The 21,661-nt window shown below is 46.7% G+C and carries 19 protein-coding genes; 10 read left to right on the top strand and 9 right to left on the bottom strand.

Features of this window, described 5'->3' with window-relative positions:
- Positions 1 to 84: 84 nt before the first annotated feature.
- A complete protein-coding gene (locus H7F15_RS04400) occupies positions 85 to 714 on the bottom strand; it encodes a hypothetical protein (protein ID WP_185195739.1) in 630 nt (209 codons plus the stop codon).
- A 179-nt stretch (positions 715 to 893) separates the two neighbouring features.
- Between H7F15_RS04400 and H7F15_RS04395 the strand changes: the two genes are divergently transcribed.
- The 5 genes from H7F15_RS04395 (at position 894) to H7F15_RS04375 (ending at position 6,270) form a co-directional block, all read left to right on the top strand.
- Complete coding sequence (locus H7F15_RS04395) at positions 894 to 1,172, top strand: hypothetical protein (protein WP_185195738.1); 279 nt, start codon at positions 894 to 896, stop codon at positions 1,170 to 1,172.
- Between the two features lie 131 nt (positions 1,173 to 1,303).
- On the top strand, positions 1,304 to 2,098 hold the full coding sequence (locus H7F15_RS04390) for a thymidylate synthase (RefSeq protein ID WP_185195737.1): 795 nt from the start codon (positions 1,304 to 1,306) through the stop codon (positions 2,096 to 2,098).
- A gap of 78 nt (positions 2,099 to 2,176) precedes the next feature.
- On the top strand, positions 2,177 to 2,626 hold the full coding sequence (locus tag H7F15_RS04385) for a hypothetical protein (RefSeq protein WP_185195736.1): 450 nt from the start codon (positions 2,177 to 2,179) through the stop codon (positions 2,624 to 2,626).
- 126 nt (positions 2,627 to 2,752) lie between these two features.
- Positions 2,753 to 3,529, top strand: a complete 777-nt coding sequence (locus H7F15_RS04380) for an MBL fold metallo-hydrolase (protein WP_185195735.1) — start codon at positions 2,753 to 2,755, stop codon at positions 3,527 to 3,529.
- A gap of 116 nt (positions 3,530 to 3,645) precedes the next feature.
- Positions 3,646 to 6,270, top strand: a complete 2,625-nt coding sequence (locus tag H7F15_RS04375) for a TonB-dependent receptor plug domain-containing protein (RefSeq protein ID WP_185195734.1) — start codon at positions 3,646 to 3,648, stop codon at positions 6,268 to 6,270.
- A gap of 68 nt (positions 6,271 to 6,338) precedes the next feature.
- Here the strand turns inward: H7F15_RS04375 and H7F15_RS04370 are convergent, their stop codons facing one another.
- From H7F15_RS04370 to H7F15_RS04360, 3 genes are all read right to left on the bottom strand, one after another.
- Positions 6,339 to 7,154, bottom strand: a complete 816-nt coding sequence (locus H7F15_RS04370) for an aminotransferase class IV (protein WP_185195733.1) — start codon at positions 7,152 to 7,154, stop codon at positions 6,339 to 6,341.
- A 306-nt stretch (positions 7,155 to 7,460) separates the two neighbouring features.
- Positions 7,461 to 8,582, bottom strand: coding sequence for a DNA-processing protein DprA (gene dprA / locus H7F15_RS04365; RefSeq protein WP_185195732.1), 1,122 nt, complete (start codon positions 8,580 to 8,582; stop codon positions 7,461 to 7,463).
- A 22-nt stretch (positions 8,583 to 8,604) separates the two neighbouring features.
- Entirely contained in the window at positions 8,605 to 8,952 is a 348-nt protein-coding gene (locus H7F15_RS04360) for a MerR family transcriptional regulator (protein WP_185195731.1), read from the bottom strand.
- Positions 8,953 to 9,154: 202 nt separating this feature from the next.
- Between H7F15_RS04360 and alaS the strand changes: the two genes are divergently transcribed.
- From alaS to H7F15_RS04345, 3 genes are all read left to right on the top strand, one after another.
- Entirely contained in the window at positions 9,155 to 11,791 is a 2,637-nt protein-coding gene (alaS, locus tag H7F15_RS04355) for an alanine--tRNA ligase (RefSeq protein WP_185195730.1), read from the top strand.
- Positions 11,792 to 11,858: 67 nt separating this feature from the next.
- Positions 11,859 to 13,316 carry an Asp-tRNA(Asn)/Glu-tRNA(Gln) amidotransferase subunit GatB gene (gatB, locus tag H7F15_RS04350; protein WP_185195729.1) on the top strand — a complete coding sequence of 486 codons (1,458 nt, stop codon included), beginning with the start codon at positions 11,859 to 11,861 and terminating at the stop codon, positions 13,314 to 13,316.
- A gap of 101 nt (positions 13,317 to 13,417) precedes the next feature.
- Positions 13,418 to 14,539 carry a TlpA disulfide reductase family protein gene (locus tag H7F15_RS04345; RefSeq protein WP_185195728.1) on the top strand — a complete coding sequence of 374 codons (1,122 nt, stop codon included), beginning with the start codon at positions 13,418 to 13,420 and terminating at the stop codon, positions 14,537 to 14,539.
- A gap of 200 nt (positions 14,540 to 14,739) precedes the next feature.
- On the opposite strand, the gene H7F15_RS04340 is transcribed toward H7F15_RS04345, so the two are convergent.
- The 3 genes from H7F15_RS04340 to H7F15_RS04330 form a co-directional block, all read right to left on the bottom strand.
- Complete coding sequence (locus tag H7F15_RS04340; RefSeq protein ID WP_185195727.1) at positions 14,740 to 15,351, bottom strand: hypothetical protein; 612 nt, start codon at positions 15,349 to 15,351, stop codon at positions 14,740 to 14,742.
- 2 nt (positions 15,352 to 15,353) lie between these two features.
- Positions 15,354 to 15,893, bottom strand: coding sequence for an acyl-CoA thioesterase (locus tag H7F15_RS04335; protein WP_185195726.1), 540 nt, complete (start codon positions 15,891 to 15,893; stop codon positions 15,354 to 15,356).
- 90 nt (positions 15,894 to 15,983) lie between these two features.
- Positions 15,984 to 16,643 carry a protein-L-isoaspartate(D-aspartate) O-methyltransferase gene (locus H7F15_RS04330; protein WP_185195725.1) on the bottom strand — a complete coding sequence of 220 codons (660 nt, stop codon included), beginning with the start codon at positions 16,641 to 16,643 and terminating at the stop codon, positions 15,984 to 15,986.
- A 162-nt stretch (positions 16,644 to 16,805) separates the two neighbouring features.
- On the opposite strand from H7F15_RS04330, the gene H7F15_RS04325 reads away from it, so the two are divergent.
- Complete coding sequence (locus H7F15_RS04325) at positions 16,806 to 17,390, top strand: riboflavin synthase (protein WP_185195724.1); 585 nt, start codon at positions 16,806 to 16,808, stop codon at positions 17,388 to 17,390.
- Between the two features lie 207 nt (positions 17,391 to 17,597).
- Here H7F15_RS04325 and H7F15_RS04320 read toward each other — a convergent pair whose 3' ends face one another.
- Together H7F15_RS04320 and hemF are read right to left on the bottom strand one after the other, a co-directional pair.
- Positions 17,598 to 18,179: a phosphatase PAP2 family protein gene (locus tag H7F15_RS04320; protein WP_185195723.1), complete on the bottom strand. Its 582-nt coding sequence runs from the start codon at positions 18,177 to 18,179 to the stop codon at positions 17,598 to 17,600.
- Positions 18,180 to 18,182: 3 nt separating this feature from the next.
- Positions 18,183 to 19,082 (bottom strand): oxygen-dependent coproporphyrinogen oxidase, encoded by a 900-nt coding sequence (hemF, locus tag H7F15_RS04315; protein ID WP_185195722.1) that lies wholly within the window; start codon positions 19,080 to 19,082, stop codon positions 18,183 to 18,185.
- 221 nt (positions 19,083 to 19,303) lie between these two features.
- Here hemF and H7F15_RS04310 point away from each other — a divergent pair, with 221 nt between their 5' ends.
- Entirely contained in the window at positions 19,304 to 21,382 is a 2,079-nt protein-coding gene (locus tag H7F15_RS04310; RefSeq protein WP_185195721.1) for a thiamine pyrophosphate-dependent enzyme, read from the top strand.
- Positions 21,383 to 21,661: the final 279 nt, after the last annotated feature.

Here is a 21,661-nt window from a genome sequence, read left to right as displayed (position 1 = left end):
CTATAGTATACGTGTTCCTGCCATCTGGCAAGGAAACTATAACAAAAAAAATGCCTGTATTAATTCCGTTTTTATAAGCTGAAGTTATAACTGGTTGGCAGCTTTGCGGCGGGTTGTTTTGGCTTTGGCATTCAGCTTTGCCTTGGTTTTGCTGAGGCTCACCTGTAAAATGATGGCGTATAGCAATAAAATAGCCGCCGCCACAGCCAGCACCGTAATTACCTTGTCTTTTCCATAGCGTTTTTCGTCCGCTTCCTTTACCTGTAGTTGCAGGTCGGCTATCGTTCGCTCACGTTTTTTCAGCTGGCTTTGCAGGGTATTTATCTGGCTCTGCAGTCCTCTGATACGTTCGTTTATCTGGCGCTGATCTACTACAATCTGTTTGCCAGCCCGCTGGTTTTCTACAGTGCTTTTCGCGATCGTTTTTATACTGGCCTCTTTTACGGCTGCAATCAGTTCCGAATCTTTTTTAATCAGCTCTTTCAGGGTATCGATGATGTTGAGGAGGTCTTTTTTAGACTTGTTTCCCCAGAAACTGTTGTTCTGCTGGTTCAGGTACTGGTATTCGAGCACCAATTGCTCGCGCTCGCTCATCAGGTGGGCAATCTTGTTTTCCTGCTGCTCCTGTTTCTTTGCTTCGGCCGTATCCTGCGCCTGCACAGTTGTAAAAATGGTACATAGCAGCACCAACAGCGTTCCTAACTTTTTCTTCATCTTTTTATACTTGCTATGCTATATACACGCAATTAACTAAATGATATTGGATGTTGCCTGAAATATTTTGTCAAAAATGGCTGTGGCGGTGCTTTTATAGTTGATAAACATCATTTTGCAAATTGCGTAATGCGGCTAAATTTGCAACAGATAATCAGCTACAAAATAAACTATAGGATATGAAGAAATTAGTGATGGTGCTGGCCCTGGCCGGTTTTATGGGAGCAGGTGCTGCCCCAGCGTTTGCCTGCGAAGGCGGTAAGTGCAAAATGGAGCATTCCGACAAAGACAAGAAAAGCAAAAAAGGCAAAAAGGCTGATGCCACAGCTGAGAGCTGCCACATGGCTAAGCCAACTGCCGATGGTAAACCGGCCGAAAAACCAGCCTGCTGCATGAAAAAAGACACCGCCAAGGCAGACGCAGCTAAAGACGCCAAAGAAACAAAGACTCAAAAATAATTTACCCCAACTTTTAGCCAACCTGAAAAGCCTACTGCCCAAGCAGCAGGCTTTTTTGTTTTAATTTGCGTTTGATACCCAGATTTTAACTCTTAACTTTCAACTCTTAACTACCAACTATAGCCTATACCATGAAGCAATATTTAGACCTGATGCAGCACATCTTAGATAACGGTGTGAAGAAAGAAGACAGAACCGGAACCGGCACCTTAAGCGTTTTTGGCTACCAGATGCGCTTTAGCCTGGCCGATGGTTTCCCGCTGGTTACCACTAAAAAAGTGCATCTCAAGTCTATTATACACGAACTGCTGTGGTTCCTGAAAGGCGATACCAATATTGCGTACCTGAAAGAAAATGGCGTAAGCATCTGGGATGAGTGGGCCGACGAGAACGGCAACCTGGGCCCGGTGTACGGCTCGCAGTGGCGCAGCTGGCCAACGCCCGACGGCCGCCACATCGACCAGATCACGCAGGTAGTAAACCAACTCAAAAACAACCCCGATTCGCGCCGGATTATAGTGAGCGCCTGGAACGTAGCCGAGATCGAGAACATGAAGCTGCCGCCATGCCACGCCTTTTACCAGTTCTATGTTGCTGAAGGCAAACTGAGCTGCCAGCTATACCAGCGCTCTGCCGATGTGTTCCTTGGTGTGCCCTTCAACATTGCATCCTACGCTTTACTGGTATTGATGATGGCGCAGGTAACAGGGCTGGAGCCCGGCGAGTTTATCTGGACAGGCGGCGACACGCACTTATATACCAACCACCTGGAGCAGGCGCAACTACAGCTTACCCGCGAACCACGTGAGTTACCAACGATGGTCATTAACCCCGATGTGAAAGATATTTTCGACTTTAAGTTTGAAGACTTTGAACTGGTAAACTATAACCCGCACCCGGCTATTAAAGCACCTGTGGCGGTGTAGGTAGCTATAGTTATAGTGCAGATAACAGGAGTAAGTACTCCTGTTATATCATAGTTAGGGTAAATAAAATTGATGAATATGTTTCTGAAACTGCTCTTTGGTAAATCAATTAAAATTGAGGATAAAAAAATAGGTGAACTAAAGACAAGGATAAAACGGGATAACCCTTCAATCAACTATACATGGACAAGTGCAAAGTTAGTCGCAAGCCAAAAGAAAGAAACCTGTTTCATCATTGAAGGAAATTCAGTTGGACCACATAAGCAGCAGCTGAATGCGATCTACTTTATAGTTGACAATTTAGAAAATTTAGTTTGTGATGTAATGACTAAACTTCCAGAAAAGTCAGCTTACAAAGATGTACTTCAAGGAGAATGGAAAGAGGAATTATATCTATCAGCCATATACCCGACCGATATATGGCACCCTAGGTTTGAGTTAACATTTGAGCAACTTGACGATAAGGCTTTAGGTTATATCTCAGTAATGTGGGAGAACGGGAACATTACAGAAATCGAAGTAGAGTAAAATTACTATTCCCTAACCACAGCCATAAGCCAGCTGCGCCGCCTTATGGCCAAATCCGTTAGCTCAATCCTTATAAAACATTCCTCCCAAATACCAGTTTATAAGCAAAACTAACTTACCCAAACTATGAAATTAAAAGCTTTGTTAACCTTTGTTTTTGCGCTGGCTATCGTACAGCTACAAGCCCAGCAGCAGAAACCCGATATGATCAAAACTGATCAGGGCCAGCTGAAGGTACAACCCATTACACACGGGTCGCTGGTGCTAAGCTGGAACGGTAAGAATATTTACGTAGACCCGTATGGTGGTGCCGAAGGCTACAAAACAATACCCAAAGCCGATGTTGTTTTAATAACTGACATTCACGGCGACCACCTGGATGCCAAAACGCTGGACGGCCTGGACCTAAAAGGCGCGAAAATGGTTGTGCCACAAGCCGTAGCCGACCAGTTACCGGAGAAGTACAAAGCGCAGGCTATCGTTATCGGCAACGGCGAAACTACCAACCAGGCTGGCATTTCCATAGAAGCCATCCCGATGTATAACCTACCAGAAACAGCAGATTCGCGGCATCCGAAGGGCAGGGGCAATGGCTACATTTTAACGATGGGCGGCAAACGCATCTATATTTCCGGCGACACAGAAGACATACCAGAGATGCGGGCTTTAAAGAATATTGACGTGGCTTTTGTGAGCATGAACCTGCCATATACCATGGACATTGACCAGGCTGCTAGTGCGGTTCTTGAGTTCAAACCTAAAGTAATTTATCCTTACCACTACCGCGGCACCGAAGGCCTGGCCGATGTGGAAGCATTTAAGCGCATGGTTAACGAAAAAGATAAAAACATTGATGTAAGGCTCAGAAACTGGTATCCAAATCAGCAGCAAGAGAAGAAATAAATCCAAACTATAGTTTACAAAGAGAGCACAGGTCAGCGGCCTGTGCTTTTTTTATATCTGTACTTTGTATTAATTTCTGTAATTTCAACTCATCTTTCAACCTAATTTACAACCACTTGAAACAAACTTTACGCACAGCGGGCACCTTGCTGGTTCTGTTAGGGTGTACTTTTACAGCTATAGCCCAAACTACTGACAGCCTGACAACCCAACAGGTACAAGGCGTTAAAACAGATGAGGTTACAGGTACTCCTTATGGTACCAGAAACGAATCTGAAATAACAGATGCCAGATTAACTAAGGCCTTAAACAAAGGCTTTATTACCACACCCGAACAGCTGCTTACAGGCAAGTATAGTGGGCTACAGGTTGTACAGGGCAGTGGTAAGCCCGGTGCAGCACAGCAAATGGTTTTTCGGAATGGTACCACTATCTACGGGTCAAATGCACCGCTTATAGTGATAGATGGTGTACCACTTTTAGATGCGACTTCTTCTAATCATGCAGGTTATCTTAGCTTCATCAATCCGTCTGATATGACTTCAGTGGTGCTGCTGAAGGATGCCGCGATTAATTCCGTATTTGGTGCCGCAGCTGCCAATGGTGTGCTGTATATTACTACGCTATCAGGAACAGGAAGCGCAAAGCCAAAAGTAACTTTCTCAACAACGGGGGCTGTTTCGTTCTTACCTGAAAAACATGATGTACTGAGTGCCGGACAATTCAGGGAGATAGTGCAACGGGAGTACCCGGACAAAGTGAATCTGCTTGGCAACCACACCACCGACTGGCAGGATGAAATTTACCGCAAAGCCTTCAGTCAGGACCATACTTTGCAGGTAAAGGGAAATGTTGGTGGTTTTGTGCCTTATGCCGTATCAGCTAATTACCTGAACCATAACGGCATCTTAAAAACATCGCAGCATCAGCGCACTTCAGTAGCACTTTCTGTTGCGCCGAGCCTGATCGATGAGCACCTGAAAATAAAGCTAAACCTGCGCAAAGCAGACCAGAAACTCCGTGTAGCCGACGAGAGGGCTATTTTGGCGGCTTTAACTTTTGATCCTACACAGCCGGTTCATGCGAATAACAACTATGGCAATTATTTTACTTACCTAACCGAGAACGGAGAAGCACACAATTACGCTACGCCTAACCCGCTGAGTTTACTGGAGCAGCGCCACGACCAGGACAAGAAAAATACGCTTTACGGGCAGGCACATGTAAACTATAAGCTGCATTTTCTGCCACAACTATCGGTTAATGCACGTTACGTGCTGCACAACCAGGACAACAATTACTCGTCGTGGCGACCTGCTGAAATGGCCAGCGTAAGCTGGTATAAAGGCTGGAAACAGAAAGATGACGGCAAGTTAAACTATAGCTTTAAGGAAGCTTACCTGGCATACGATCAGGAATTGAACAGCCTGAAAAGCGCCCTGTGGCTGGTGGCTGGCGCAAACTGGCAAACCCTGGACCAGGAGATTAACAACCACCCGGCATTTAACACAGAGGGTACCCAACTGACTGGCTATAGTTTCTCATCCAACAGCAGCAGCAAAAAGTCGGTTTATGGGCAGTTAGGTCTTACAGTTTTAGACAGGTACTCGCTAAACGCCAGCATCTCCAACTGGAAAACATACAGCTTGCCGGGTCTGGAAAATGCAGCTACATCTTTAGGAGCAGGAGTAGCATGGGAGTTAGGCCGGGAGAACTTCTTGGCAAATAGTCCGGTCATTAACTCGCTTAAACTATACAGCAACTATAGCCGCTTCCTTAACCCAGAGCATAGTTCCCTGCAATACAATAACCTGCTGCAACCTTCCGGTGTAAAACTGGAGTCGGTAAAGAAATGGAATGCCGGTTTAAACTTTGCCCTGCTTAATTCGCGCTTGTCAGGAAACGTAAACTACTATAGCACCACAACATCAGATATGTTCCTGCTGATCCAGCAGTGGAATGGCAATGGCTATAATTCCCGATATGTAAATGTAGGCGAATTTATAACTAATGGATTGGAAGCTGATCTGAACTATAAATTGTTGGCTACCGACAACCTTACTTGGAGCTTGGGAGCTAATGTATGGCATGGCACTTCTGAAGTAACATCGTTAATGAGAGAGCAGCAGTTGTATATCGTTAGCGCAGGTGGCAATAATAAAATGGTGCTGGGCCCCGGGCATCCATTAAATTCTTTTTATTTATATAAGCAATTGTATAACGAACAGGGGCAGCCTATAGAGGGCTCTTATGAGGTAGATAAGAATGGTAACCCAAAGCTTGAAGTAATGGGACAGAAAAGTCCTAAGTTACAGCTTGGTCTGCATTCTGATGTGTCGTATAAAAAGTTTTCGGCTTCTGTTTTAGTACGTGCTGCGTCGGGCCATAACGTATTTAACGGTATAGATTCAAATTACGGTAACCTGAGTTGGCTCTGGGGACCGGATTACCTGGAAAACATTTCGGGCAGCTATAACGAAACAGGTTTCAGCACACGCCAGGCAAGTTCGAGCTACTACCTGCAGGTCGCTGATTTCGTTAAACTGGAATACCTGCAACTTGGCTACCAGTTAGGCACCATCTGGAAAGACCGGGCCAATCTGAGCCTGACGGCTACCTTGCAGAATGCCTTACTATTTACGAAATACAAAGGTCAGAACCCCGAAGTACAAAGCGGTTTCGATTACGGCCAGTATCCTTATCCAACTACAGTTTCGGTTGGTTTGAAGATAGAACTATAAGTTGTAACAGCTATAAAATCAGAAGGCCCGGCATATATTCTCCGGGCCTTCTGATTTTATGGTTAATTCTAAATAACTAAATCCAGGCGTAGTCCTTGCACAAAATCTTTATCTGAGTTTACAGCTGTGCCGTTGATACTGGCTATAGTTCTGATGCCGGTTACATTACAGCTAAAAACAGAATCAGCTTTCAGTAAACTGGCTACATCAAAATAAACTTCTTTCGTTTTAATACCTACCTGATTTGTCCACTTCATTACATTTTGCCTTAAGATGCCCTGCACGCAGCCAGTATCTATAGCCGGTGTAAAGAGCACATCATTCTTAAGCCAGAAAATGTTGGACGAGATTAACTCTGAAACTTGTTGCTGACGATTAAGCAGGAGCATATCGTCAAAGCCTTTCTCTTTTTTCTCGATACCTGCCATCACATAGAGCAGCGCGTTCGGTCCTTTAAAAAAGGAGAAAGGGCTATAGTTGGTAGTTATAGTTTGGCAAATACCGATTTGTAAGGGAGCAGTTAGACTGGCAGTAGTCTGGACTATAGTTGCCAGCCAGTCGGTCTGGTTTGTTTCGGGCGTGTAAAGCCCTGTACCGCTGCGCCATAGTTTAAGTTTGATCCGGCCATAGTTTGTAGCGTTACTCTGTCCAGCCAGATGCAATAGTTGTTCTTCCAACTCTCCCGAAATTATAGTTGGGGGTAACTCCAGCTTTAGAACTTTAGCGGCCGCCTGCATTCTTGCCACATGGTCATCCCAGAAACGTAACTTTCCATTTGCAACTATAGCCGTCTCAAAAAAGCCATCATTAAACTGGAAAGCCCGGTTGGTAAGTGGTAGCTGTAGTTTCTGTTCCGGAATAAACTGGCCGTTGAAAAGCAGCATTTAGATTAGTTAAAAGTTTAGAGTTGAAAGTTAAGAGTTTTGAAAGTATTTCTAAAAGCTTTGCTAACCTTGCCCTCGCTCGCGTCCCGCGAGTGTGAGTTACTTGCGGACTCTGGCCGCTTTAATTCATACTTCAGATACTATTCACAAATTTGCTTTTCGGACATCCAGGTCCGGAAGCACTGTTCCAGGGGCAGCCTTGTTCTCGGTTATAGTTTACGCGGACGCGGACGTCCGCAGCAGAGAGGTTTCGGACACAGATGTCCGAAACAGCAATAATTTTATCTGCCAACAACTAATAACCAATCACCGAATCAATCCAAATCGCTTGCCCGGCATAGCTTTCACCATGCCTTTAAACTCCAGCGTCAACAGCACCGATGCCAGCAAACTCACCGGTATTTGGGTTTTCCAGCTGATGTTATCCATGTGTTCGTCCTGGGTTTGTACCAGCAGGTTCAGCACCTTCAGTTCTTCTTGTGAATAATCGTCAGGGGAGAAAGTGAGTGACTTTTGCTTCTTTGCCGCAGCTTCATCTTCTAAATCCCAGTTCAACAGTTCCACCAGATCCTGCACCGAGGTATAAATAGCGGCTTTATGGTTTTTGATGAGATGATTTGGCCCCTCTGAGACCGAGGATGTCACATTACCGGGTACGGCCATTACTTCTTTGTCGTAGCCATGTGCCAGGTCAGCAGTGATGAGTGTGCCGCTTTTTATAGTAGCTTCCACAACTATAGTACAGTCGCTCATGCCGGCAATAATGCGGTTTCGTGCAGGGAAACGTGGGGCATCGGGTTTGGTGCCGAAGATGTTCTCTGTCAGTAAGCCGCCCTGGGTCAGCATGCGCTCAGCATATTTACGGTGCACGGCCGGGTAAACTATTTCGGGGCCGCTGGCCATTACGCCTATAGTTGACAAACCTGCCTGCAATGCTGCCCTGTGTGCAATAATATCAACCCCATACGCCAGTCCGCTAACTACAAGCACATTATACGGAGCCAGATCAGCTACAATCTTCTCTGTAACGGCCTGCCCATAGTTGCTGACCTGCCGCGTGCCAACTATAGAAATAATGCGCCGCTGGTTGAGGTTGCCATTGCCCCGGAAGTATAAAAGGGTAGGAGCATCGGCAATTTGTTTCAGCCGGTCGGGGTATTGGGGAGAAGTATAGAACAGTAAATGCACGTCGTGCTCTTCCGCTTTCTTAAGCAGTTCTTCGGCCTGCAGCAAGGCCTGTTTTGCACCTTGTGTAAGATTTTTATAAGCCACCGGACCTACACCCGGAATTTTCTGCAGCTTCCCGGGAGGTGCATGAAACACCCCATGCGGAGAGCCACAGTAACTTACCAGTTGGCGTGTCAGCTGTGGCCCGATACCGGGAATCTGGGTAATGGCAACTTCGTAGAGGTTCTGGTTATCTCCCATAGTTAGAGAGATTACGCAGCAACTACGCTTTGGTGTTCAATTGACTTTTAATGCCTACCAGAAACTCACGAACTTTCTCCAGCGAGTCTATGATTTCCATCTTGTCCTTGGTCTGCACGGGCTTGTTTTTCAGTACATCTTTAGCACCTTGTATGGTATAGCCGCGCTCTTTTACCAGGTGGTAAACGGTACGAAGCGTTTCAATGTCTTTCTGGGCAAACTGGCGGTTGCCTTTCTTGTTCTTTTTAGGGCGAAGCTGCTCAAATTCTGTCTCCCAGAAACGGATCAGCGAAGGGGCAACATCAAACATAGCGGCTACTTCGCCAATGGTGTAGTACTGTTTCTCTATTTCTTTTTCTTTATAAGGCATAAGGCTACGGCTAAACTATAGTTTGGGCACAGTTAATTTTACTCCGGATGTTACCGTTTACAGCTAAAATATGCTACTTTTGCTAGTAATTGGCTCACCGGAACGCGAAAATTGCTCGTGCTTCTGAAAGGCAAAAATTCTATATTTTTTGTTCTTAAACAACAAGTATAGCAGATAGTATCTAAAGGCTTAATAATCATAGATGAACTCAGCTGAGATAAGACAAAAGTTCCTGGATTTCTTCGCTTCCAAGCAGCACCAGATCGTGCCTTCGGCTCCGATCGTGGTTAAAGATGACCCAACCCTGATGTTTATTAACTCGGGCATGGCTCCCTTTAAAGACTACTTTTTGGGCAACAAGCCTGCGCCTTATAAGCGCATCGCCGACACCCAGAAATGCCTTCGCGTGAGCGGTAAACACAACGACCTGGAAGAGGTAGGATACGACACCTACCACCACACCATGTTCGAAATGCTCGGCAACTGGTCGTTTGGCGATTACTTTAAAAAAGAAGCGCTGGAATGGTCGTGGGAACTGCTTACCGAAGTTTACAAATTGCCAAAAGACAGGCTGTACGTTTCCGTTTTCCAGGGTGATGCATCTGAGAATCTGCCTATGGACCAGGATGCCTACGACATCTGGAAGACCATGATCGCAGAAGACCGTATCCTGATGGGTAACAAAAAGGACAACTTCTGGGAGATGGGCGATACCGGTCCGTGCGGTCCTTGCTCTGAGATACACGTGGACTTACGTACCGATGAAGAGCGTGCGCAGGTGGATGGCAAAACTCTTGTGAATGCCGATCACCCGCAGGTAGTTGAAATCTGGAACAACGTATTCATGGAGTTTAACCGCCTGGCCGATGGCTCGCTGGTAAAACTGCCTGCACAGCACGTAGATACCGGCATGGGCTTCGAGCGTTTGTGCATGGCTATCCAGGGCAAGCGTTCCAACTATGATACCGATGTTTTCCAGCCGCTGATCCAGTTTGTGGCCAAAGAAGCCGGTGTAGTTTATGGCGAAAATGAGAAGACAGATATTGCCATCCGTGTAATTTCTGATCACATCCGTGCTATTGCCTTTACTATAGCCGACGGACAGCTTCCTTCTAACAACAAGGCTGGTTATGTAATCCGTCGTATCCTGCGTCGTGCAGTGCGTTATGGTTTCACTTTCCTTGATTTCAAAAAACCGTTCCTGTACAAACTGGCAGCCGTGCTAGCCGACCAGCTGGAATCTGTTTTCCCGGAACTAAAGCAGCAGCTGAGCTTTGTGCAACGCGTGATCGAAGAAGAAGAAAATGCTTTCTTAAGAACATTAGAGAATGGTCTGAAAAGACTGGATGCGCTGGAGTCTAAATTCAAAGAGAACGATAATACCATCGACGGCAAAACTGCCTTCGAACTATACGATACCTTCGGTTTCCCACTGGACCTGACCGCACTGATTGCCCGTGAAAAAGGTTTGACAGTGGACGAAGCTGGTTTTGGCGTGGAGATGGAGCAGCAGAAGAACCGTTCGCGTAACGCATCAGCTTCGGAGCAAAGCGACTGGGTTATAGTTCAGCCGGACGTAACGACCGAGTTTGTGGGTTACGACTGCAATGTTTCGGACTCACACATCGTGCGTTACCGCCAGGTAAAGACCAAGAACAAGAGCGAATATCACATCGTGCTCGACAGAACTCCTTTCTATGCGGAGAGTGGTGGACAAGTGGGCGATACCGGATATCTGGTTTCTGATTCGGAGCAAATTGAAGTACTGGACACCAAAAAAGAGAACGATCTTATACTTCATATAACTTCTAAGTTGCCGCAAAACATCGAAGCAGCTTTCCGTAGCGAGATCGATTTTGAGCGCCGTAACTATATTCGTAAGAACCACTCTGCTACACACTTACTGCATGCCGCTTTACGTAAAGTTTTAGGTGAGCATGTGCAGCAGAAAGGCTCACTGGTAAATGAAAAAGTACTGCGTTTCGACTTCTCGCATTTCTCTAAAGTAGAAGATGCTGAGTTAAGAGAGATAGAGCACATCGTGAACGAGCGCGTGCGCCAGAGTATACCATTGGAAGAGCAGCGTAACGTGCCAATCGCCGAAGCTAAGGAAATGGGAGCAACCGCCCTGTTCGGTGAGAAGTATGGCGAGTTTGTACGTGTGATCGCTTTCGACCGTGAACATTCGGTAGAGCTTTGCGGTGGTACACACGTGTACAATACCGGCGAGATCGGTTATTTTAAGATCGTATCTGAAAGCTCGGTAGCAGCCGGTGTGCGTCGTATTGAAGCCGTAACAGCTAAAATTGCTGAAGACTTTGTACAGGCCCAGTTAGATGAGTTACATGCCGTACGTGAAGTGCTGAATACGCAAAGTAATGTATCGGGTGCGGTGCAGAAACTACAGGACGACAACAAAGCGCTGCAGAAGCAACTGGAGCAATTCGAACTGAAGCAATTAAGCGGCCTGAAAGATACCTTGGCTCAGAAAGCACAGCAACTAAACGGCGTAAGCCTGGTAGCCGAACAAGTAGAAGTAAGTAACGCCGACCACCTAAAAAAGCTGGCATTTGATATGCGCCAGGTTGTAGACAACCTTATACTGGTACTAGCTGCTGAAATAGACGGCAAACCACAGATCGCGGTGATGCTTTCTGATAACCTAGTTACAGAAAAGAACCTGAATGCCAGTCAGATGGTACGCGAACTTGCCAAAGAAATCAAAGGCGGTGGCGGCGGCCAGCCGTTCTATGCAACTGCCGGTGGTAAAGATGCCTCAGGCTTACAGGCTGTGCCAGGCAAAGCAGTAGAACTTGTAAAATCTTTAATGAATAATTAGTAATGAGTAATGAGTAATGGCTTAACTATAATTAGTCATTACTCATTATCCATTAATCATTATAAAAATGGAAGAATCAATCAGAAATAAATACCAGGCGATCATCGGCTTGGAAGTGCACGCGCAGTTGCTGACAGAGAGTAAGGCTTATAGTTCTGACTCTACGGAGTACGGTATGCTGCCAAACACTAACCTGAGTGCCATCACGCTTGGTCACCCGGGTACATTGCCGCGCATCAATAAAACAGTGGTTGAGATGGCCGTGAAGATGGGGCTGGCTACCAACTGTAACATTACGCGCTACAACATCTACGCCCGTAAAAACTACTTCTATCCCGATCTTCCGAAGGGCTACCAGATCACACAGGATAAAACGCCTGTTTGTACGGCTGGTCATGTTATCGTGAAGGACGCCGAAGGCAACGACAAGCAGATCGGTATTACCCGTATTCACATGGAGGAAGATGCCGGTAAGTCGATGCACTTGGCAGGTGAGACCGAAACGCTGGTTGACTTTAACCGTGCCGGTGTTCCGCTGATCGAGATCGTGTCGGAGCCGGATATCCGTGATTCTGTAGAAGCTTACAACTACCTGACTGAAATCAAACGCCTGGTGAAGTACCTGGACATTTGCGATGGTAACATGGAAGAAGGCTCGCTGCGTTGCGATGCCAACATTTCAGTAATGCTGAAAGATTCTCCGTTGTGGGGTACGAAGGTGGAGGTAAAGAACATGAACTCCTTCCGTAACGTGCAGCGCGCTATTGAGCACGAGATCGAACGTCAGATAATGGTGCTGGAAAATGGCGGTACCGTAGATGGTGAAACCAGAAACTTCGACGCGAATACTGGCACAACTACGGCCATGCGTTCAAAGGAAACCCTGAACGATTACCGTTACTTCCCGGAGCCAGATCTCCCGCCATTAGTTATTGAGCAGGAGTGGCTGGAGCGTATTAAGGAAACCATGCCAAGCCTGCCGCAGGAACTATACAAGCGCTTTACTGAAGAGTATGGCCTGCCGGAATACGATGCCAACGTACTGACTGATGCGAAGGAAGTGGCTTTATACTTTGCAGAACTTTGCAAGTATACCACCAACTATAAGGCAGCCTCTAACTGGGTGATGGGTCCGGTTAAATCGTACCTGAACGAACTGCAGCTGCACATGAAGGATTTTCCGCTGCAGCCGCATAGTATTGCCGAACTGATTGCCCTGGTTGATGAGAACAAAGTGAGCCACTCGGTAGCTTCTAAAAAGATCTTCCCTTACATGCTCGAGAACCCGGGCACACCGGCACACCAGGTAGCCGAAGAGCAAAACCTGTTGCAGGATTCGGATGCCGGCGCACTGGAAGCAATTATAGCAGAAGTGGTAGCTGGTAATCCGCAGAAAGTGGCCGAATACAAAGCCGGTAAGCAAAGCCTGGTGGGTATGTTTATGGGCGAAGTAATGAAGAAAACCAAAGGCAAAGCCGACCCTAAAGTAGCAAACAAATTGCTCGTAGAGCGGTTGAACGCATAGTATTTTTAGACAAATGATTTTTATGATAAAAGAGACAAAAGAGCTATAGTTTTAAAGGCTTATGTCAAATAGTCTTTTGTCAAAGAGTCGAAATAAGAGATATGAAGAACTATAAGAATTACCTGGTTGTAGCGTCTGCGGTTGTTTTACTGGCGGGTTGCCAGGGCAATAAGTCTGCTACAAACGGCGAGAATGGCTACACTATACAGGGTAAACTGAACAATGCTACATCAGGCAGTGATATCTACCTGTTTGAGCTGGAAGCGCAGCAGTTTGTGCCCCGCGACACAGCAACTATAGCCGACAACGGTACCTTTAATTTTGAAGGCGAGGTAGCAGAACCCTCTCTGTACCGTGTAACACTTGACCAGCGCGATGGCGTGATCCTGGTGCTGGACAAAGCGGCCAACATAAAACTGGAAGCCGATGCAAAAGACCTGAACGGTACTTCCAGGATCGAAGGATCGGAAGACTCCAAACTGTTCCAGGAACTGAACAAACTGGTGAACGAGACCCAAATGAAGAAAATGGGACTGGAACAGCGCTTTGTTCAGGCTACGGAGGAAGGTAAGACAGAAGAAGCCGAAGCAATCAGAGCAGAATATAACGCGTTGCAGCAGAACTTAAAAGATTTCCTGGCCAAGCATCCGGCCTCTGTGGTATCTGCTTTCGGAACACTTACCCTTATTGACCCGGCCACCGATTTTGCTTTTGCCGACAGCATGTCGACGATGTTGAGCAAGAACCTTCCAAACTCGAAGTATACCAAAGAACTGGAGGAGCGCCTGAAAGGAATGCGCAGCACAACTGTAGGCCAGGTAGCACCAGAAATTACATTACCAACTCCGGATGGCGGAACAGCTTCCTTATCTGACCTGCGGGGTAAATATGTGCTGATTGATTTCTGGGCAAGCTGGTGCGGACCGTGCCGCAAAGAGAACCCGAATGTGGTGCGCATGTACAACGAATACAAAGACAAAGGCTTCGAAATATTCGGTGTATCGCTGGACCAGAACCGTGAAAAGTGGCTGAAAGCAATTGCGGATGATAAACTGACCTGGCCACATGTATCAGACCTGAAAGGATGGGAGAGTGCAGCTGCCAGCATATACAACATCACAGCCATCCCGCAAACTATACTGCTGGATAAAGAAGGCCGCATTATCGCGAAAAACCTGCGTGGCAAAGAGCTGGAAGATAAACTGGCTGAAATACTGAAGTAAGCAGAAACTATAGTTCAATAAAAAAGCCTTTCCGAATTAAGAAAAGCTTTTTTATTTATGATCCCGGACCTCACAGTGTGCGCAGCTCCTGTGAGTTTCATAGGTGCGTCGTAACCAGATTCTCACAGATCTTCCAGACTTTTCAATTCTATAGTTCTGTAAAATGAAAAGAGACCCAAAATTTTGGGCCTCTACAAAAATCACTTGAATACTTTCTGTAGGGCAGCCCACAGCAGTCTTTTCTTTTCCTGATCATGCTCCAGGTCGGACAGGGCATGCGAGAAAACGATCGGCACATTGCCCAGCAGCACCGGATTGTACAGCGTAAATTTCTCGTGCGGAAGGTTTGATTCTACACGGCTGGCAAAGCTCAGAATATAGTTTACCTGCAGCGCCTGTTTCAGATCTTCGAAAAGCGTATTTGCCCCTGATACATTATTCACATAGGCCACATCCGTTGGCTGCAATCCAATAGCCAGTAATATCTTGTTCAGGAACTCCAGTTGCGGCAGTTTTCTGAATTCTGCATCCGCTATAGTTACCAGTACTGCCACGCCTTTCCGGTTCTCACCAATCACTTCAAACTTGGCCGGTTGAGCAGCCGGAGCTTCCGTTTTAGGTAATTTTGGCAACGCAGGTGTAGCAGCAGGCCTGGGTTCAGGAGCAACTATAGTTTCAGGTTGTGGGCTAACTATAGGGGCAGCCTCCGGAGCTATAGTTACAGGCACGTCACCATCTACCAGAAAGATCGTTTCCGGTAAAAAGTTCTTTAAAAACTCGTTGCTTAGCTCGTCTGCCTGTAATCCTGTCATACCTATTTTACTTCAGCGCTGCTTTCCTTAATATCAAAAATAGATTTTAGCTCGTTGGCTTCGCTTGGCTTCATACGGCCTGCCAATACCAAACGTAGCTGACGGCGGCGCAGAGCACCATCGTATAGTTTAATTTCTTCCTCAGTTTCAGGTACCGCTTCGGGCACATCAATGGCCTTGCCAGACTGGTCTACCGCCACAAACGTGAAGAACGCCTGGTTCGACATGAATTTCTTTCCGCTTGGGATATCTTCGGCGTATACCACAATGTGTACCTCCATAGAGGAACTGAAAGCACGCGTTACTTTGGCTTCTAAGGTAACAACATTGCCCAGTTTTATGCTTTCCTTAAACGATACATTGTCTACTGATGCCGTTACCACGATGCGGTTGGAGTGTTTCTGCGCCGCAATAGCCGATACAATGTCCATCCAATGCATCATTTTACCACCCATCAGGTTATTCAGGGTATTGGTGTCATTGGGCAGCACCAGTTCGGTCATGATCACATAAGATTCGCTTACTTTTTTCTGTTTACGCATAGTGGTTCTTTAATTCTTTGTACAAAGATAGGACCGGATGCGCCAAACTAAAAAGCGAACCGGACAATTAACCAAAAATTGATATGCAGCTTATTGTTCGCTGCCCCAGCCTTCGCGGCCCAGCAACGGCACAAATTTAAAGTCGTCAAACTCTTCGCGCTCAAATTCATCTTCGGACACACGCGTGATCCGAAGCATTTTCTGGCTGTTCTCATCACCGACAGGGATTACCAGAATACCACCTACAGCCAGTTGTTTCAGCAAACTGCGTGGCACTATAGGCGCACCGGCTGTAACTATAATTTTGTTAAAAGGAGCATGCTGTGGCAGGCCTTCGGAGCCATCACCATGGAATGTATGCGGCTTTAAGCCATACTTTGCAAAAAAACGGCGGGCCTTGTCGTAGAGTGGTTTATTATATTCGATGGTATAAACATGCGGCGTTATCTGCAGCAGCACACAACACTGGTAGCCCGATCCGGTTCCAATCTCCAGCACTTTATCGGTGGGCCGCAAACGAAGCAATTCTGTCTGGAAAGCAACCGTGTATGGCTGCGAAATGGTCTGTCCTTCTCCGATCGGGAATGCTTTATCCTGGTAAGCCTGCTCTACAAATGCTTTCTCAAAAAAGAAATGGCGGGGCACGGCATCAATGGCAGCTAACACACGCTCGTCGCGTATGCCTTTCTGCCGAAGGTGCTGTACAAGTGCACGCCGCATTCCTTTATGTTTATAGAGATCAGCTTCCATGTTCGGTTTATAGTTTGGCTATAGTTATGTTTACTGCCAGCAGACCGCCGGGGTTCATTTCCGCTAAAATAACGAACAAAAGCCTATTTTGAAGTATAAAATGCGGTTTACTTTCTATGCAGGCCCAGAAACCTGTATCTTTGCATACCAAAACTGAAAACCATGTTTACCGGAATTATAGAAACGTTAGGCAGCGTAAAAGCCATCAGAACCGAAGGAACGAATAAGCATTTCATTCTTTCATCGGCCTTCACCCATGAGCTGCAGATAGACCAGAGTGTGGCGCATAACGGCGTGTGCCTTACCGTGGTAGCTATAGATGGAGAAACCTATACTGTAACTGCTATAGATGAAACCCTGAAGAAAACGAACCTGAACAACCTGCAGGTAGGCGATGTGGTAAACCTGGAGCGCTGCATGGTAGCTAACGGCCGTTTTGACGGACACGTAGTACAAGGCCATGTTGACCAGACCGGCACCTGCGAAAGCGTGACCGACGAGAACGGCAGTTGGCTCTTTACCTTTTCGTATGATGCTGCTTCAGGGAATGTAACCGTGGAGAAAGGCTCTATCTGCGTAAATGGTATCAGCCTGACAGTGGTAAATTCGCAGGCAGATCGTTTTTCTGTGGCTATTATCCCTTTCACGTATGAGCATACTAACCTGCACAGCGTAAAGCCCGGCGACAAAGTAAACTTAGAGTTTGATATTATCGGGAAGTATGTGGCAAGGCTGTTGAAGCGGTAACAAAACTATAGTTTAAACAAAAAGAGACGCCTATTACAGCATCTCTTTTTGTTTGTCTGAATCTTTAAATAGAGCCCCTACCCCAAGGATTTACAGGATTTAAGGATTGATGGGATTGAATCGTAAAAACGCTTTTCTAAATAGCGTTAATCAATAAAATGCACATCAATGTATTGTTCAGAAATCCTATAGATCAGCAAAATCCCATTAATCACTGGTCTTAAACCAGCTATACTTCCGGATGATGATCTCATACCCAAGCGCGCACAGGTAAGCGGCGAAACTGCCAACTATAGCGCCTCCAACTATATCTCCCGGAAAATGCACGCCCAGGTAAATACGACTATAGGAAACGATAACCGCCCAGGCTACCAGTATAAACTTGAAGATGGCGTATCGATCGGAGAGGACCAGGTTTAAGAACACGGCAAACCCAAACGCATTGGCAGCATGCGACGACATAAATCCGAACTTACCACCGCAGCCGGCTACTATGTTTATAGTTTCAGATAATCCGGGATCGTGGCAGGGGCGAAGGCGGGCAAAGTATGGTTTAAAAATGCCGGATGTAATGCCATCCGCTAAGGCTATAGTCAGGACAGCCAGTAAAAGCATAGGAATACTCTGGCGTTTATATTTCCAGATCACATAACCGATCAGGGCCAGGTAAAAAGGCACCCACACATACTTATCCGATGCAAACACCATAATAGGGTCCCAGAATGGCGACTGCATGTCGTTCAGGTAAGTAAAGAGTTCCCTGTCCAGCGCAATAAGTTTTTCGAGCATTGCTTATACTACGTTTAGCCAGTCGATGTCTTTCTTAAGGTAGTTCAGTGTCTGCTCTTCAGGGCTGCCCGGTTCCGGTTTATGGTTATATACCCATGAGGCCAGTTCCGGCAAACTCATCAGAATAGATTCAATACGGCCGCCTGTCATCAAACCAAACTTGGTACCACGGTCGTACACCAGGTTAAACTCCACGTAGCGGCCACGACGAATCAGTTGCCATTTTTTCTGCTCTTCCCCGTAAGGCAAATCGCGGTTCTGGTTGATGATGCTTGTATAGAAAGGGGCAAAAGCATAGGCAACATCCTTTACAAATTCAAAACGCTGCTGCAACGTAAATTCATCGGTAGCCATTAACCTGTCGAAGAAAATACCGCCTACGCCGCGGGTTTCGTTGCGATGCACATTAAAGAAATAGTCATCGGCCCACTTTTTAAACTCCGGGTAATAGCTGGGATGGTGCTTGTCGCAAACGGCTTTCATCTGCTCATGAAACTCCTTTGCCTGTTTCAGATCCAAATAAATAGGCGTCAGGTCGATGCCACCACCAAACCAGGCTTTGCCGTCTCCGGCTTCGAAGTAGCGCACGTTCATGTGTGAGATCGGAACCATCGGGCTTTTAGGATGCATCACCACCGACACACCTGTTGCAAAAAAGTTCGGGTCCGGCATCTCCAGGGCTTTCAGAAACTGAGGCGATAGTTGGCCGCCAACAGCCGAGAAGTTTACGCCGCCTTTTTCCAGCACAGCACCATGTTCTATAATGCGCGTAATACCGCCGCCATGCTCGGCGTGCTGCCATTCATCTTTCTGAAATTGGGTACCACCATCACATTCTTCCAGGGCCTGTACCAAATCCAGCTGAAACTGGCGCATAAAGGCTTCTACTTCGTTTCTGAACATATTTTATAGAAGTTAGATATTAGAAGTTAGATTATAGAAACTAAACAAGTATAGCCTAAACAATGAATTGATCATTTTAAGTCTATTGTCTAAAATCTATGATCTAGCGTCTCAATAAGTTGTGCAAAAGTACTTAAATATGCCGGTACTGCCGAGCCAAACTATAGATTTTAGAAACAGGTTTCATTTTAGTATCTTCGGGCAAGAACTAAGCTAAAACTATGTCTAAAGATACTTTGGAAGACTTCAGGGTGGATGTCGCTATCCTGAAGAAAGCCTACCGATTAATGCTTACTGCCAAAACCATGGCAGATACTTACGAAGAGAACAAAGCCATTTGCAGTAAATATGTGCATAGTACCTCCCGCGGGCACGAAGCCATACAACTGGCAGCAGCTTTTCAGTTAAAGCCTTACGATTACGCGTCGCTCTATTACCGCGATGATTCGATGTTGCTGGGCATTGGCATGCAGCCTTATGAGCTGATGCTGCAACTGATGGCGAAAGCGGATGACCCGTTCTCCGGCGGTCGTACCTACTATGGCCACCCATCTCTAAAGCGTGAAGGATTTCCGGTTATACCACATCAAAGCTCAGCTACAGGTATGCAGGCAATTCCGGCAACCGGCATGGCACATGGCATTGCATACCTGGAAGGGCAAGGGCTCTTGAACAGCGAGGAACGGCCGGTTGTGCTTTGCTCGTTGGGCGATGGTTCTGTTACGGAAGGTGAAGTAGCCGAAGCGTTCCAGATGGCAGTACTGAAAGGTTTACCAATCGTTTACCTGGTGCAGGATAATGACTGGGGCATTTCGGCTACGGGTAAGGAAATGCGGGCCATGGATGCGTATGAATATGCCGCCGGTTTTAAAGGCATGGAGCGCCTGCGCGTAAACGGTTCTGATTTTGCCGAGTCGTTTGAGGGCATGCGCATTGCCTTTGAATATGCCCGCGAAGTGCGTAAGCCGATACTGGTACACGCTAAAGTGCCGTTGCTGGGCCACCATACTTCGGGCGTTCGTCGCGAGTGGTATCGTGGTGATAACCTGCAGGAGCATTCTGTAAACGACCCGATCCCGAGATTGAAGCAGACATTGCTAAGTCTGGATGTGACGGAAGATGAAATCTATAGTTTAGAGCAGGAAGCACAGGCTATAGTTGCTGCAGATTATCAGAAAGCGTTAGACGCCCCCGTTCCTGACCCAAGCACATTCGATCAGCATGAGTTTGCACCAACCCCGGTAACCGAAGAAAAAGGCGAACGTGCACCAGCCGGCGCTGAGAAAGCCATTATGGTGGATGCAGCCCTGCATGCGGTAGATGACATCCTGAAAACCTATCCGGAAGCCTTGTTCTATGGCCAGGATGTGGGCGGTGAACTGGGTGGCGTGTTCCGCGAAGCGGCTTTGCTGGCTAAAAAGTATGGCGATGCCCGTGTGTTCAATACTCCGATTCAGGAAGCTTACATTGTTGGCTCTACGGCAGGGATGTCGGCAGTAGGAGCGAAGGCTATAGTTGAGATCCAGTTTGCGGACTATATCTGGCCCGGCATGAACCAACTGGTGGAAGAACTGTCTAAAAGCTGTTACCTGTCGATGGGCAAATTTCCGGTACAGTCTGTTATACGCGTGCCGATCGGCGCTTATGGTGGCGGAGGTCCGTACCATTCTGGTAGTGTGGAGTCTACACTGCTGACGATACGCGGCATAAAAGTGGTATATCCAAGCAACGCAGCCGACATGAAAGGTTTGATGAAAGCAGCTTTCCTGGACCCAAACCCGGTGATCATGCTGGAGCACAAAGGCCTGTACTGGTCTAAAGTGGCCGGTACCGAAGATGCCAAAACTATAGAGCCTGACGAAAACTATATCCTGCCGCTGGGCAAAGCTAATGTGGTGCAGCATGCATCGGACGAAGAGATCAGCATGGGCAACAGCATGACCGTTATTACCTACGGCATGGGCGTTTACTGGGCCAAAACTGCTTCCAAGCAATTCCCGGGCAGCGTAGAGATCTTAGACCTGCGCACACTGAATCCGCTGGATTTTGATGCGGTAGTGGCTTCGGTAAAACGGCATGGCAAAGCATTGGTGCTGACAGAAGAGCCTCTGATGAACTCCTTTGCCGAATCATTGGCGGGTCGTATCTCAAAAGTTTGTTTCCAACAGCTGGATGCGCCGGTTTATACCTTAGGTGCTGCCAACCTGCCTGCCATACCGCTGAATGTGGAGCTTGAGAAAATGATGTTGCCGAACCCGGATAAAGTAGCTGCAACTATAAAAGAACTGTTGAACTACTAAAACAGTTTGCAAACTATAAAACCGAAAGCCCTGCTAACTATAGCGGGGCTTTTCTTTGGCCCAATATCTACCAATGATTTGTGGCCCTGATTCTTATGATGCCCTGAAATGCGAGTAGTGTTATAAATTTGAGATTGATTACGCCTCTGCGAACATTGTGCAACCTTAGTGACCTTTGTGGTTAAGTTGAACTGCCAAGAACGCTCCAAGCCCTGGAAATCTAAAAAAGCCTTCAATCGCTATTCAAAGAAAATCATAAAAATCAGAAGAATCTCTGAA

This window comes from Pontibacter sp. Tf4 (assembly GCF_014212495.1).
Classification (GTDB): Bacteria; Bacteroidota; Bacteroidia; order Cytophagales; family Hymenobacteraceae; genus Pontibacter.
Note: the sequence above shows the minus strand (reverse complement) of the source record. Positions and strands in the feature narration are given on the sequence as shown.